A 14,069-nucleotide genomic window follows, 5' to 3' on the forward strand; every position below is an offset into this window, starting at 1 on the left:
TTTAAGGACACCCTAATCGTATTCCGACGGTCAAGGCTATGTTGCGCCGAACGATCCGGCTAGAGGCAGACCGATTGAGGGAGGTTTCATGACGATCAAGAAGGTTCGCAAGGCTGTTTTCCCGGTTGCGGGACTGGGGACGCGTTTTCTGCCCGCGACCAAATCGATGCCGAAGGAAATGCTGACCGTCGTCGACAAGCCGTTGATCCAGTACGCCGTCGAGGAAGCACTGGAAGCGGGGATCGAGCAGATCATTTTCGTCACCGGCCGCGGCAAGGGTGCGCTGGAGGACCATTTCGACATCTCCTATGAACTCGAAGCCACGATGAAGGCGCGCGGCAAGTCGCTCGCCGTGATCGAGGGCATCCGCCAGAAGCCGGGTTCGCCCGTCTATGTCCGCCAGCAGGAGCCGCTCGGCCTGGGCCATGCGGTGTGGTGCGCGCGCGAGATCGTCGGTGACGAGCCCTTCGCGGTGCTGCTGCCCGACGAACTGATGGTCGGCGGCTTCATGAAGCAGATGGTCGAGGCCTATGACCAGGTCGGCGGCAACGTCATCGGCGCGCTGGAAGTGCCCGACAGCGAGACCGACAAATACGGCATCATCTCGCCCGGCAAGCAGGACGGCCGCCTGACCGAAGTCACCGCGCTAGTCGAAAAGCCCAAGGGCAAGGCGCCGTCGAACCTGATGATCCCCGGCCGCTATATCCTCCAGCCCGAGGTCATGCAGATCCTCGACGCGCAGGAACCGGGTGCGGGTGGTGAGATCCAGCTGACCGACGCGATGGCCAAGCTGATCGGCAACCAGCCCTTCCATGGCTTCACCTTCGACGGGCAGCGTTACGACTGCGGCGACAAGGCAGGCTGGCTGACGGCCAACCTGGCGCTGGGTCTGGCGCGCGAGGATATCGGTCCGGCGGTGCGTGAGTTTGCCAAGAACCTGCTCGCCTGATCGCGTTTCAGCGTTGTTGAAGAGGGGCGGGGCCGAAAGGTCGCCGCCCCTTTTTCATTCCTCCCCAAGCTCTGCTTGGGGAGGGGGACCATCGCACCAGGGATGGTGGAGAGGCATTCCCCTCGCGGCGGGGGCAGGATCATGCCCCACCACCACCGGGCTGGCGCCCGGCGGTCCCCCTCCCCATCGGAGATGGGGAGGACCAAGAGAGCTACCGCTTCTCCGCCCGCCGCGCGAGCCAGCCGAAAGTCAGCAGGATCAGCGTCGGGCACAGCATCGTGTTCCATATGTCGAACCAACTGGCGGGCAGATTGCCCTCGTCGGTGGCGTAGAAGGGCTGGAGCAGGTCATAGGCTTCGTTGATCGTCTCGATCACCAGCACGGTCAGCCAGCAGCGCCAGTCCCAGGGCTTGCGCCGCATGACCAGCGCCGAGAGGGTCAGGATCGCCATGCCCGCATAGGCGTGCAGCGTGCTGTCGGGCAGGCCGGTGACCTGCCCGATCCAACCCTTGTCACCCGTCCAGTCGAGCCAGCCCGACGGCGGCGTCGGCCGCGCGCTCATGCCGCCACCGCGACCGTGCGGGCACAACGACAGCCGGGATCCTTGGGCAGGGCGAGCGTTCGGAAGCGCATGGTCAGCATGTCGGCGATCAGAATGCTTCCCGCACTGTCCCGCCCGAACGGCGCGGCGGCGCGCAGAGCCTCCAGCGCGGCCAGGCTGCCCATCACCCCCGTCACCGGCCCCAGCACGCCGTCATCGGCGCAGGTCAGCCCGGCCTGGTCGGCCGCCTCGCCGACGAAGCAGCGATAACAGGGCTTATCCGCTTCCCAGCCGCGATAGACCGCCAATTGCCCCTCGAACTGCCCGACAGCCGCCGAGACCAGGGGGATGCGCAAGCCCAGCGCCGCATCGGCCACCGCCAGCCGGGTCGCGAAATTGTCGCAGCCGTCCAGGACCACATTGGCGCCCTCGATCAGCGCGGCGGCATTGTCCGGCGTCACGCGCGCCCGGTGGACCGTCACGGCGACATGCGGGTTCAGCCGCGCGACATGGGCGGCGGCGGCTTCGACCTTGGGCGTGCCGCGATCCTGGGTCGTGAAGATGGTCTGGCGTTGCAGGTTGGACGGCTCGACCACATCGTCGTCGATCAGCACCAGCGATCCGATGCCCGCCGCCGCCAGATACTGGATGGCGGGCGAGCCGATCCCGCCCGCGCCGATCACCGCAACCCTGGCCTGTTTCAGTTTCAGCTGCCCGCCGCCGCCGAATTCGCGGAGGACTATGTGGCGGGCATAACGGGCCAGTTCGTCGTCGTTCAGGATCATCCCGGCCATGTATAGGTGATGACCGTCCGATACCAGCGACCGCCCGGGATCATGGTACGGTGCGCCAGATGGCGGACCATGCGCTGGGCCGCGCCCGCGCTGAACTGTTCGACCGTGGGGCAGCCGATGGCGAGCGGCACCACGCTGTCGGCATGGCCGTCCGCGCTGATCCGGATCGCGAGCGGCACGACCAGCACCGTTTGTGCGTCGTCCTGTCGGGCGCGCGTGCAACGCCCCGCCGTCACTTCGTCGCGCACGAAGCGGACCAGATCGGGTCCGGCGGGCGGCAGGGTCAGCATGCCCAGCGTCGACCAGTCATGCGGCGGCTCGACCGGGCCGGGCGCGGTCGGCGGGAGTACCGGTGTCAGCGGCGGCGTCGGAGCGATCGCCTGGGTCGCGGCGGCGAGGAGCAGCGCCGCGATCACCGCCCGGTCGACCCGAAGCCGCCATCACCCCGCTCGGTCGAGTCGAGTTCGTCGACCTGGGCCAGGGTCGCGCGCTGGACGGGGGCGGGGACAAGCTGGGCGATGCGTTCGCCGCGCACCACCTGAAACGGCTCGTCGCCCAGATTGGCGAGGATCACCTTCACTTCGCCGCGATAATCCTCGTCGATCGTACCGGGCGTATTGAGGCAGGTGATGCCGTTCTTCAGCGCCAGGCCCGAGCGCGGGCGCACCTGCACCTCGTAACCCGGCGGGATCGCGACGGCGAAGCCGGTGGCGACAGCGGCGCGTTTGCCCGGCTCCAGCGTCAGCGTCTCTGCGGCGACCACGTCCATGCCAGCCGCGCCGGGCGTGGCATAGGCGGGCAGGGGAAGCCCCTCGCCATGGGGCAAATATTTGATGGCAATGGAGATTGGTGCGGTCGTCATGACCGTGCTTGTAGCGCATCCGCGATACGTTGCGCGAGTCTCGTGGCAACCTCGTCCTTGCTCATCCGTTCCCAGTTTTCGACACCTTGGGCGGTGACGATGTGGACCCGGTTAGCCTCGCCGCCGAACACATCGCCCGATACGTCGTTCGCCACGATCCAGTCGGCGCGCTTGCGCAGGCGCTTGGCGACGGCATGATCGATGACATGCTCGGTCTCGGCCGCGAAACCGACGACCAGCGCGGGCCGGTTGGGCGAAGCGGCGAGAGTGGCGAGGATGTCGGGATTCTCGACCAGCGTCAGCGCAGGGGCGGCACCGCCATCCTTCTTCACCTTCTGCCCGGCCGCCTCGACCCGCCAGTCGGCGACGGCGGCGACCATCACGGCGGCATCGGCGGGCAGCGACTCGGCGACCGCCTGTGCCATGTCGCGCGCCGTCTCGACATTCACGCGGGTAACGCCCGCCGGAGTCGGCAGCGTCACCGGTCCGGAGACCAACGTCACCCGTGCGCCCAGCACCGCGAGCGCCTCTGCGACCGCAAAGCCCTGTCGTCCCGAGGAGCGGTTGGCGATGTAGCGGACGGGATCGATCGGCTCGTGGGTCGGTCCCGCCGTCACTAATATATGTCGCCCCGCCAATGGGCGATGGGCGGGCGTCAGCTTCGCCTCGATCGCCGCCAGGATCGCGGGTGGCTCAGGCAGGCGGCCGGGGCCGAACTCGCCACACGCCATCGCGCCTTCGTCGGGGGCCATCACCTCCACGCCATCGGCGCGCAGCTGCGCCACGTTGCGCTGGGTGGCGGGGTGCAGCCACATGCGGACATTCATCGCGGGCGCGACCAGCACCGGCGTATCGGTGGCGAGCAGCAGCGTCGTCGCCAGATCATCGGCATGGCCGTTCGCCATCCGCGCCATCAGGTCGGCGGTGCCCGGCGCGACCACGACAAGATCGGCCTCGCGGCTGAGCTGGATATGCCCCATCTCCGCCTCGTCCTTCAGGTCCCAGAGCGTGGTGAAGACCTGATTTTCCGACAGGGCGGCCAGCGTCATCGGCGTGACGAAATGGCTGCCCCCCTCGGTCAGGACGCAGCGCACGCTATGCCCGGCCTTGCGCAGCAGGCGGATCAGCTCGCAACTTTTGTAGGCGGCGATCCCGCCCCCGACGATCAACAGGATATGGCTCATCGCACGACTCGGGTCACGGTGATGCGTCGCCGGTCGCGCGCGGCGGCGATCAGCTCGCGAACCGCGTCAGGCGCGAAGACGACGCCGAGGAAGATAAGCGGCGCCACCGCCAGCGCAAAGGCGGGCGCGCCGGTCAGAAGGCCGAACAGCGCATAGGCGGCCAGCGTAATCCCCGTCCGCCGCGCCACCGGCTGTCGCCAATGCGCCCAGCCCAGCGCCGCCAGCACCGCCAGCGGCAGTATGATGACGGCGGGCAGTGCCCCGACCCCGCTGGCCGAGGCGATCGCCGCCAGCCACTCGCCCGGCGACTGGAGCGCGATGGGCGAGGCGATGGCGGGGTCGATCGGACCGACCATCGCATTCAGCCTATGGGCATGGGCGGCATAGAGGATCATCGCGACGGCGGTCGCCCCGATCCACCCCGTCGCCTCGCGCTCCGCCCCCGCACGCCAGGCGAGAAACCCCATCAGCAGCGCATGGAGAAGCGCCACGGGGCTGAGGATCATCGCGGCCAGCCCCAGCGCGACCGCGGTCGGCATGGCATCGGGCCGCCGCTGCACCAGCGACAGCGCGATCAGCAGAGCGGCCCACACTTCGGGCACCGACACCATCGCCCGGTCGAGCGCCGGATAGAGTCCGGCGACGAGCAGGACGATCGCCAATGCGCGCGGGCCGCGCCCCTCGATCAGCGGCCAGCACCGCCGCGCCCAGCCCGCGATCACCGCCAGGCCCAGCAAGACGAGCAGCAGCTGACCGACCGGCGGCGGCAACAGCGACAGGGTGACGGGCAGCGCGGGCAGGGGCACTGCGAGCAGCACGGGGCGCAGCGGCCGCCCATTTTCGCGCAAGGCGTCGATCGCGGCCGAATAGAAATCCTGCCCGTGCCGCACATGGTCGAGGATCGCGGCCGAAATGGGCGCCAGACGGTCGGCAACCGGATCGGCATCGCCGCCGGTCCAGAGCATCCCCGCGATCAGCCCGACCAGCAGCGCCAGCACCCCGATCGCGACCGGGGCCGTCATGCCCGACAACCGCCCCGGCTGGCTCAGCCAGAGCGGCCGCGAGATGCGGCGCGGGGGAACGGGGGGCGCGCTGCCCGGCATGCCTACCCCAGCATCCTATCGCAGCACGGCGAAGGTGGCCGCGACCCCGGCGGCCGCCGACAGCATCGAGATCAACGCATAACGCCAGCCGCCACCGATCCGCACGACCTCGATCGCTTTCAGCGGCGGGGCAGGCGGCTCGCCACCGGGCGCGGGATAGCGCGCCTCGATCCGGCGGACCAGTTCGGGCAGGCGGGCGAGCGTCTGGACATCCTCGATCAGCCGGTCGGCGATCTTCGCTTCAGGCCCCAGTTCGGTCCTGATCCATTCGCGCACGAACGGCGCGGCTGAGTCCCAAAGGTTGATATCGGGGTCCAGGCTGGTCGCCACGCCCTCGACCATCACCATCGTCTTTTGCAGCAGCAGCAGGTGCGGCTGAGTCACCATGTCGAAGTCGCGGGTGATCGAGAACAGGCCGTCCAGCATCATGCCGATCGACATGTCCTTGACCGGCAGGCCGCGCATCGGTTCGCCGACCGCACGCAGCGCGGTCGCGAACTCGGCGACATTATGGTGCGAGGGGACGTAACCCGCCTCGAAATGGATCTCGGCGACGCGCTTGTAGTTGCCGGTGATCAGGCCATAGAGGATCTCGGCCAGCCAGACGCGCGCGCGCCGGTCGATCCGGCCCATGATGCCGAAGTCGATCGCAGCGATCTTGTTGCCGGGTAGCGCGAACAGATTGCCCTGGTGCATGTCGGCGTGGAAGAAGCCTTCCGCGATCGCCTGGCGCAGGAAGGCGCGCACCAGGGTCTGCGCCAGATGCGGCAGGTCATAGCCCGCCTCGACCAGCGCCTGCCGGTTGGACAGCTTGATGCCGTCGACCCACTCGACCGTCAGGACCTTGGCGGTGGAACGCTGCCAGTCGATCTGCGGCACCATGAAATCGGGCTCGGCGGTCATCGCCTCGGCCAGTTCGGACGCGCTGGCGGCCTCGCGCCGGAAGTTCAGCTCGCGCAGCGTCCAGCGGCGGAAATTCTCGACCGTCAGGCGCGGGCGCAGGCGCGCGGCCTCGGGGCTCATCCCTTCGACCTGGGCGGCGGCCCATTGATAGGTGTCGATGGCGCGGGTGAAATCGTCCTCGACACCGGGGCGCAGCACCTTGACCGCAACCGTGCGCCCGTCGGTCGTCACCGCGCGGTGGACCTGCGCGATCGAGGCGGCGCCGACCGGGGTTTCCTCGATCGAGGAAAAGAAGTGCGAGGGCGGACGGCCCATGCTGGCCTCCATCGCGGCGGCGATCGTCGCGAAGGGGACGGGGGGCAACTGGTCCTGAAGGCGGAGCAGGTCGTGCGCGGCCTCGTCGCCGACCAGATCGGGCCGGGTCGCCAGCGTCTGGCCCAGCTTGATCGCCGCCGGGCCGATCGCCTGGAACGCATCGGCATAGGCCGGCTTGGCGGGCACGCGCGCGCCGAAACGGGCGACACGTGCCAGCCGCCGCACGGGCGCGGGCGTGTTGGGATCGCGCTCGATACCCTTCAGCGCGCCATGCCGCGCCAGCGTCCGCCCCCATTTGAGCAGACGCCAGAGATGCACCACCGGCTGGGTCACAGGGCCTGTCCGCCCAGGCGTCCTCGCATCAAATCTTCCAGCCGGAGTGGATCGCGACCAGGCCGCCCATGATCGGCTCGACCTTGGTCTCGACGAAGCCCGCCTCGCGGATCATCCGCTCGAAGGTCGGCATGTCGGGGAAGCGGCGGATCGACTCGATCAGATAGCGGTAGCTGTCCGCATCGCCCGCCAGCATCTGGCCCAGCTTGGGCACCAGCTTGTGCGAATAGGCGTCATAGACTTCCGAGAAGCCCGGCCACACCGTGGTCGAGAATTCCAGGCAGAAGAACCGGCCGCCGCGCCGCAGGACCCGGTGCGCTTCCTTGAGCGCGGCCGGAATGTCGGTGACGTTCCGGATGCCGAACGCGATCGTATAGGCGTCGAAGAACTTGTCGGGGAAGGTCAGCGACTCGGCATTGGCCTCGGTCCAGACCAGCTCGTCGAAGCCGCGCTCGGCCGCGCGCTTCATGCCGACTTCCAGCATCGCCGGATTGATATCGGCCACCGTGATGCTGGCACCCGACTCGGCCAGGCGGAAGGCGATGTCGCCGGTGCCGCCCGCCATGTCGAGAATCTGGTCGCTGGCGCGGGGCTTCACCCGGCGCACGAAGCGATCCTTCCACAGCCGGTGCATACCGCCCGACATGGCGTCGTTCATCAGGTCATATTTGGCGGCGACATTCGTAAACACGCTGCCGACACGGGCGACCTTTTCGTCGCGGGGCACATCTTCATAGCCGAAGGAGACGGTATCGCTCATGGGGATGCCCTAGCCCGGCCTTGCTGGCGGGGCAAACGCTACCTAGCTGTTTGGTGACGAAAGCCATTCAGAGAGAAAATGCCCGAACTTCCCGAGGTCGAAACCACGGTCCGCGGCCTGACCCCGGTGCTGGCGGACGCGCGGCTGACATTGGTCGATCCGCGCCGCCCCGACCTGCGCCATCCCTTTCCGGCCGATCTGCGCCAGCGGATGACGGGAGCGACCGTCACGTCGCTGGGTCGTCGTGCGAAATACGGCCTGATCGACACCGATCGCGGCGACACGATGGTCTTCCATCTTGGCATGTCGGGACGCTGGCGGATCGATCCGGGCGAGCCGCAGACGCACGACCACCTGCTCTTGGAGACGGCGGCGGGGCGGCGGCTGGCGCTGAACGACCCCCGGCGATTCGGCTTCGTCGATCTGTGGCCGACCGCCGATCTGGCGAGCTATCCGCCCTTCCTGGCGATGGGGCCGGAGCCGTTGGGGCCGGACTTCACCGCCGACTATCTGGCTCGCGCGCTGGAGGGGCGGGCGGCACCGATCAAGGCGATGCTGCTCGACCAGCGGATCGTGGCGGGGCTGGGCAATATCTATGTGTGCGAGGCGCTGCACATGGCGAGAATCACCCCGGGCCGCGCTGGCGGGCAGATCTCGAAGACGCGACTCGCGCGGCTGGTCGAATCGATCCGCGCCGTTCTGGAGGCCGCGATCCTGGCGGGCGGTTCGTCGCTTCGCGATTATGTGCGGCCCGACGGCGAACTGGGCTATTTTTCCAAGGAATGGCGCGTCTATGGTCGCGAGGGTGAGCATTGCGAATGCGGTGCCATCGTCCGGCGGCGAACCGATTCGGGGCGCTCGACTTTCTGGTGTGCGACCTGCCAGCGCGGTTGACGCGAAGTCCGCCAGCCGGTAAGGGCGGCGGCTTCAAAGCTGGTGCGTCGCGCCGCTTTTCCCTTTTGATCGAGATTTAGAGGTTTTCATGGCGAACACGCCGCAGGCCAAAAAGCGTATCCGTCGCAACGAGCGTCGCGCCGTCATCAACGGCAACCGCGTCAGCCGCATCCGCACCTTCGTGAAGAAGGTCGAAGCTGCCCTGGCCGCTGGTGACAAGGAAACCGCGACGGTCGCTCTGGCCGCGGCGCAGCCGGAAATGGCCCGTGGCGTCGCCAAGGGCGTGCTGCACAAGAACACCGTCTCGCGCAAGTTCTCGCGCTTGACCAAGCGTATCGCCGCACTGGCCTAAGCCTCTCGGTTTCGCGACGAATGAAACCCGCCGGGGGCGGTCCCCCGGCGGGTTTTTTCGTGCGTCCGTCATCCATTCTTAACGCTTCGCGCAACGTGATCCGCGGGAACAATCCCGCGTTTCGCGCAACGCCAGCTTTGCCCGCGATTCGAGAGATTCGAGTTGCGGAGCGATGACGCGCGCCTTGGCAAATATTCAGCAAAATCAGCGGGTTACGAGATAGTTGGACGGGTTTCTGCGGGCTTTTGGCTGTCAATCCCGTTTATTTCAGATTTATGGCCGGACATGGTCTTGATCCGACCCCGTCATCGCTCATAATCGGTTTCCCAGCGGCGGTGCTTCGTGCCCCGCGTCATGGACATTGCGAAGTGACAGACCGGGTCGAATCCGTTTGATTCGCCGATGGGCTACGTGTCGCCAAGTGGAATAGGGGCTCGACCGCCCATCATGGGGGTCGGCAGAAGTGGAGTGCGCGGGTGACGAACTGGCAGGCAACGCGACCGACGACGGACCAGGCACGTGCCTGGGCGCGCGTCCGCGCGAACCTGCGCGAATCGGCAGGAGCCCGGCTGTTCGATCAGTGGCTGAAGCCGATGGAACTGATCGAGGGCGACGAGCCCGATACGGTCCGTCTGGCGCTCCCCTCGGCCTTTGCGACCAACTGGGTGCGCAGCCACTATGCCGACCGACTCCATCTGGAATTCAGGGCGGTGCTGCCCGAAATTCGCTCGGTCGTCCTCGAAACCCGTGCCCCTAGCAAGGTCGCGCGCCTGACCAGTGTCGAGACCCTTGATGCCACGCCCGCCCCGCGAGCCGTGACCGCAGCGCCGGTGCCGCCGGTCGAGGTCGACGAGCAGCCCTCGCTGTTCGGTGCGCCAGCGCCAGCACCGACCCCTGCGCCGCGTCAGACGCGTGCCAGGGCGGCGGCTCCTGCGCCGGTGGCCGCCGCGCCGGCCCCCGCGCTGCGTGTTCCCGCTGATCGGCCGCCGCTCGATCCGCGCCTGACCTTCGATCGATTCGTGGTCGATTCGTCGAACCGTGTCGCGTTCAACGCCGCGCTGTCGCTCGCCGAGCCAGGCCCGCCGCGGTTCAGCCCGCTGTTCCTTCATGGTGGCACGGGGCAGGGCAAGACGCATCTGATGCACGCCATCGCCCATGCCTTTCTCGAATCGCATCCCGAAGCGGTCGTGCTGTGCATGTCGGCCGAGCGTTTCATGTTCGATTTCGTCGCGGCGATGCGCGCCCGCGACACGCACAGCTTCAAGTCGCGGCTGCGCTCGGCCGATCTGCTGCTGATCGACGACCTTCAATTCATCGCGGGCAAGGATTCGACCCAGGAAGAATTCTTCCACACGGTCAACGAACTGGTCGGCGCAGGCAAGCGGCTGGTCATTTCGGCGGATCGTTCGCCCCAGTCGCTGGACGGCGTCGAGCCGCGCATCATCGGCCGTCTGGGCGCTGGCCTGGTCGCCGATATCAAGGCACCCGACCTGACGCTGCGCCGGACGATCCTGAACCGCAAGGTCGCCGATCTCCCCGAGATCCAGGTGCCGACCGATGTGCTGGACCTGCTCGCCTCGCGGATTCGCGGCAATATCCGCGAGCTGGAGGGCGCGCTGAACCGCGTCGTCGCCTATGCGCAGCTGACCGGCGACAAGATCGACATGGAATTCGCCGTCGCCACGCTGGGCGAGGTGTTGCGCGGCGCGCAGCGGCGGATCACCATCGACGAGATCCAGAAGCTGGTCAGCCGCCATTTCGAGCTGAAGCCGCTCGATCTGGTCTCGGCCCGCCGCGCCCGCGCGATCGCCCGCCCGCGCCAGATCGCCATGTACCTCGCCAAGCGCCTGACCACCCGCTCGCTGCCCGAGATCGGCCGCAAGTTCGGCGGGCGCGATCACTCGACGGTGATCTATGCGGTGCGCAAGATCGAGGAATTGCGCGATACCGACCGCGATATCGACAATGCGGTGCGGGTGCTGATGAAGGAATTGGAGGGGTAAGCCCTTCGGGGTAGGGCATGGGCTTCGACTTCGGCGCTATGCGGCGAAGTTTATCCTGAGCGGCTGGCTTGCCAGCCAGCCGAAGGGCTCAGCCTGAACGGCTGTGGGGTCTTTGGCCTGTACTCCCTCGCTCCGTTCAGCCTGAGCGAAGTCGAAGGCCACGGGTCGGCATTGCGAGATAGAGAGTCGTGCCGCCGATCGGCGCGACCCTATGGCCTGCGCGACCTCTCCATCAATTGTGGCGTGAGTTCGGCTCTGTGCGCCAGCGGTGAGCGCAGGAGCGTGGCCTTCGACTTCGCTCAGCCTGAACGGGGTTTTGTATACACCCCAATTCCCTCCCGCCGTTCCGCCTGAGCCCTTCGGCTGGCTGGCAAGCCAGCCGCTCAGGATAAACTTCGCCGCATAGCGCCGAAGTCGAAGGCCATGCGAGTCCCTTCGGAGGTCCCCGTCACCCGAATCGAGTGACGGGGCTGGCGGCCATCAGATTTGCAGGCCCATGGTCCGCTGCACGTCGAGCAGCATCGGCGCGGCCAGATCGCGCGCCTTCTCCGCGCCCCGCTCCAGGATGCGGCCTACTTCGCCGCGATCATCGAGCAACCGGGTCAGCCGTTCGCGGATCGGACCCAGCGTGGCAACCGCCAGATCGGCCAGCTCCGGCTTGAACGCGCCGAAGCCTTGGCCCGCGAACTGCGTCAGCACATCGGCGGGCGCGCGGTCGGCCAGCGCGGCAAAGATGGTAATCAGGTTGCGGGCCTCGGCACGGCCTTCCAGCCCCTCCATCGTGTCGGGCAGGACGTCCGCGTCGGTCTTGGCCTTGCGGAACTTCTCGGCGATCTGGTCATCGCTGTCGATCAGCTTGACCAGCGACATTTCCGATGGGTTGGACTTGGACATCTTCGCCGACCCGTCGCGCAAGGACATGATGCGCGGCGCGGCCTTGCTGATGAACGGTTCGGGGAGGGTGAACAGCTCGCGACCATAGTCGTTGTTGAACTTGGTCGCGATGTCGCGCGCCAGCTCCAGATGCTGCTTCTGGTCCTCGCCCACCGGGACGTGGGTGGCATTGTAGAGCAGCACGTCGGCGGCCATCAGCACCGGATAGTCGTACAGGCCGACGCTGGCGCCCTCGCGGTTCTTGCCCGCCTTGTCCTTGAACTGGGTCATGCGGTTCAGCCAGCCGACGCGCGCGACATTGTTCAGCAGCCAGCCCAGCTCGCTATGCTGCGGCACGCGCGTCTGGTTGAACAGGATCGAGCGTTCGGGATCGATCCCGGCGGCGATCAGCGTCGCGGTCATCTCGATGGTGTTGGCCGCCATCGCCTCGGGCGCGATCCATTCGGTCAGGCCGTGCAGGTCGGCAATGAAGTACATCGTCTCGCCGCCCTGGGCCTGGATGTCGTCCTGCATCGCCACCCACTGCTTCACGGCGCCCAGATAATTGCCGAGATGAAGGTTGCCCGTGGGCTTGATGCCGGAAACGACGCGCATGATGGTCCTCAACTGTTGCGGCGAACGAGCCGCTTGATGTCTCCGAGACGGAAGGCGCCCGTCGCGAAGGTGGCGACCGCATAGACCAGCATCCCCGTCGCGACCAGCACGATGAGCGCGCCCCAGCGCTCGAGGTTGGTGCCGGTCACATAGGGCTGGAACCGTTCGTTGAGCAGCGCCATCGCCCCGCCCATCAACAGGGCGGCGACCAGCATCCGCCAGCTGCGCCGCCGCAGCTGCGCATCGGCCACGAAATGCCCGCGCTTGGCCAGCGTGCGATAGAGCAGCACGACATTGACCGTCGAGGCGATGGCGGTGGCCAGCGGTGGCCCCATATGGCCCAGCCACCAGATGAAGATCAGGTTCAGCACCAGATTGACCAGCATCGACCAGGTCGCATAGCGCACCGGCGTCCGGGTGTCGGTGCGGGCGTAATAGCCCGGCGTCAGCACCTTCACGAGGATATAGCTGGGCAGCCCGATCGAAAAGGCGGCCAGCGCCTGTGCGGTATAGTAGCTGTTGGTCGCGTTGAACTTGCCATGCTGGAACAGTGCCGCGACGATCGGCTGGCCGCAGACGACCAGCGCGACGGTGGCGGGCAGGGTGAGCAGCAGCGCCAGCTCCATGCCCCGGTTCTGCGTCTCCATCGCCTCCACCTCCTTGCCCGCCCCCAGCAGGCGCGAGACGGTAGGCAGGAGGACGGTGCCCAGCCCGATGCCGATCAGCCCCAGCGGCAGCTGGTTCAGCCGGTCGGCGGCATAGATATAGGATACCGACCCCGCTGGCAGGAAGCGCGCGGCGAGGGCGGTCGAGATGACGAGGTTGATCTGCACCGCGCCTGCCCCTGCGGCGGCGGGCAGGATCAGCTTCATCAGCCGCTTGACGTCATCGTTGATGACCGGCCGCTTCAGCCGGAGCCGAACGCCCGCGCGGCGGCACGCCCACCACAGCCAGACGAATTGCAATATCCCCGCGACCGTGACCGCGATCGCCTGGTTGCGCGCGGTCGCCATCGGTTCGTGGGTGTGGAAGAACAGAAGGGCGACGATCAGCGTCAGGTTGAGCAGGATGGGGGCTGCCGCATTGACCCAGAAACGGTGCAGCGAATTGAGGATGCCGCCCAAGAGCGACACCAGGCTGATGAACAGCAGATAGGGAAAGGTCAGCCGGTTGAGCAGGACGATATAGTCGAACTGCGCTGAGCTTCCCTTGCCGTAACCGAAGGTCTGGACCCAGGTGACGGGCCAGGCGGCCAGCTCGACCAGCGCTGTCATGACGATCAGGACCGGCAACAGGACGGACAGTGCATTCTCGGCAAAGACCAGGCCGTGCGCCAGGCCCGAGCCATCCGCCGCCTTGTCCCCCTCTGCCACCTTGCGGTTGAACATTGGGATAAAGGCGGCGGAAAAGGCGCCCTCCGCAAAGAGGGCGCGGAACATGTTGGGCAGGCGAAACGCGATCTGGAAGGCATCGGAGGCGAAGTTCGCGCCCACGAAGCGGAAGAACAGCGAGTCGCGAACCAAACCAAGCACGCGGCTGGCCAGAGTCAGCCCGCCGACCGAGCCCAGCGCCTTGGTCAGGTTCATCT

14 protein-coding genes are annotated in these 14,069 nt (G+C 67.2%); 4 read left to right on the forward strand and 10 right to left on the reverse strand.

Annotated elements, in window-relative coordinates:
- Positions 1–88 precede the first annotated feature (88 nt).
- On the forward strand, positions 89–949 hold the full coding sequence (gene galU / locus BSZ14_RS08685) for a UTP--glucose-1-phosphate uridylyltransferase GalU (protein ID WP_076710621.1): 861 nt from the start codon (positions 89–91) through the stop codon (positions 947–949).
- 211 nt (positions 950–1,160) lie between these two features.
- Here galU and BSZ14_RS08690 read toward each other — a convergent pair whose 3' ends face one another.
- From BSZ14_RS08690 to BSZ14_RS08725, 8 genes are read right to left on the reverse strand one after another with little or no spacing between them, the layout of a single operon-like run.
- A complete protein-coding gene (locus BSZ14_RS08690; protein WP_076710622.1) occupies positions 1,161–1,511 on the reverse strand; it encodes a hypothetical protein in 351 nt (116 codons plus the stop codon).
- The gene (locus tag BSZ14_RS08695; protein WP_076710646.1) at positions 1,508–2,275 is read right to left on the reverse strand and encodes a HesA/MoeB/ThiF family protein; all 768 of its coding nucleotides are present in this window, start codon (positions 2,273–2,275) and stop codon (positions 1,508–1,510) included. The genes BSZ14_RS08690 and BSZ14_RS08695 overlap by 4 nt, the downstream gene beginning before the upstream one ends.
- Positions 2,272–2,700, reverse strand: coding sequence for a hypothetical protein (locus tag BSZ14_RS08700; RefSeq protein WP_052811577.1), 429 nt, complete (start codon positions 2,698–2,700; stop codon positions 2,272–2,274). Before BSZ14_RS08700 ends, BSZ14_RS08695 begins: the two co-directional genes overlap by 4 nt.
- Entirely contained in the window at positions 2,697–3,146 is a 450-nt protein-coding gene (gene dut, locus BSZ14_RS08705) for a dUTP diphosphatase (RefSeq protein ID WP_076710623.1), read from the reverse strand. Before dut ends, BSZ14_RS08700 begins: the two co-directional genes overlap by 4 nt.
- Positions 3,143–4,330: a bifunctional phosphopantothenoylcysteine decarboxylase/phosphopantothenate--cysteine ligase CoaBC gene (gene coaBC, locus BSZ14_RS08710; protein ID WP_076710624.1), complete on the reverse strand. Its 1,188-nt coding sequence runs from the start codon at positions 4,328–4,330 to the stop codon at positions 3,143–3,145. The genes dut and coaBC overlap by 4 nt, the downstream gene beginning before the upstream one ends.
- Positions 4,327–5,433, reverse strand: a complete 1,107-nt coding sequence (locus BSZ14_RS08715) for a hypothetical protein (RefSeq protein WP_076710625.1) — start codon at positions 5,431–5,433, stop codon at positions 4,327–4,329. The genes coaBC and BSZ14_RS08715 overlap by 4 nt, the downstream gene beginning before the upstream one ends.
- 15 nt (positions 5,434–5,448) lie before the next feature.
- Positions 5,449–6,984 (reverse strand): 2-polyprenylphenol 6-hydroxylase, encoded by a 1,536-nt coding sequence (gene ubiB / locus BSZ14_RS08720; RefSeq protein WP_042490297.1) that lies wholly within the window; start codon positions 6,982–6,984, stop codon positions 5,449–5,451.
- Between the two features lie 28 nt (positions 6,985–7,012).
- On the reverse strand, positions 7,013–7,744 hold the full coding sequence (locus tag BSZ14_RS08725; protein WP_042490299.1) for a class I SAM-dependent methyltransferase: 732 nt from the start codon (positions 7,742–7,744) through the stop codon (positions 7,013–7,015).
- A 78-nt stretch (positions 7,745–7,822) separates the two neighbouring features.
- Between BSZ14_RS08725 and mutM the strand changes: the two genes are divergently transcribed.
- From mutM to dnaA, 3 genes are all read left to right on the forward strand, one after another.
- A complete protein-coding gene (mutM, locus tag BSZ14_RS08730; RefSeq protein WP_076710626.1) occupies positions 7,823–8,638 on the forward strand; it encodes a bifunctional DNA-formamidopyrimidine glycosylase/DNA-(apurinic or apyrimidinic site) lyase in 816 nt (271 codons plus the stop codon).
- A gap of 88 nt (positions 8,639–8,726) precedes the next feature.
- A complete protein-coding gene (gene rpsT / locus BSZ14_RS08735) occupies positions 8,727–8,990 on the forward strand; it encodes a 30S ribosomal protein S20 (RefSeq protein WP_042490304.1) in 264 nt (87 codons plus the stop codon).
- Positions 8,991–9,466: 476 nt separating this feature from the next.
- Positions 9,467–10,993 (forward strand): chromosomal replication initiator protein DnaA, encoded by a 1,527-nt coding sequence (gene dnaA, locus BSZ14_RS08740; RefSeq protein WP_042490305.1) that lies wholly within the window; start codon positions 9,467–9,469, stop codon positions 10,991–10,993.
- 480 nt (positions 10,994–11,473) lie between these two features.
- Here dnaA and trpS read toward each other — a convergent pair whose 3' ends face one another.
- Positions 11,474–12,481: a tryptophan--tRNA ligase gene (gene trpS / locus BSZ14_RS08745; RefSeq protein WP_042490307.1), complete on the reverse strand. Its 1,008-nt coding sequence runs from the start codon at positions 12,479–12,481 to the stop codon at positions 11,474–11,476.
- An 8-nt stretch (positions 12,482–12,489) separates the two neighbouring features.
- On the reverse strand, positions 12,490–14,067 hold the full coding sequence (gene murJ / locus BSZ14_RS08750) for a murein biosynthesis integral membrane protein MurJ (RefSeq protein ID WP_076710627.1): 1,578 nt from the start codon (positions 14,065–14,067) through the stop codon (positions 12,490–12,492).
- Positions 14,068–14,069: the final 2 nt, after the last annotated feature.

The organism is Sphingomonas sp. Sph1(2015), from assembly GCF_001970915.1.
Classification (GTDB): domain Bacteria; phylum Pseudomonadota; class Alphaproteobacteria; order Sphingomonadales; family Sphingomonadaceae; genus Sphingomonas; species Sphingomonas parapaucimobilis.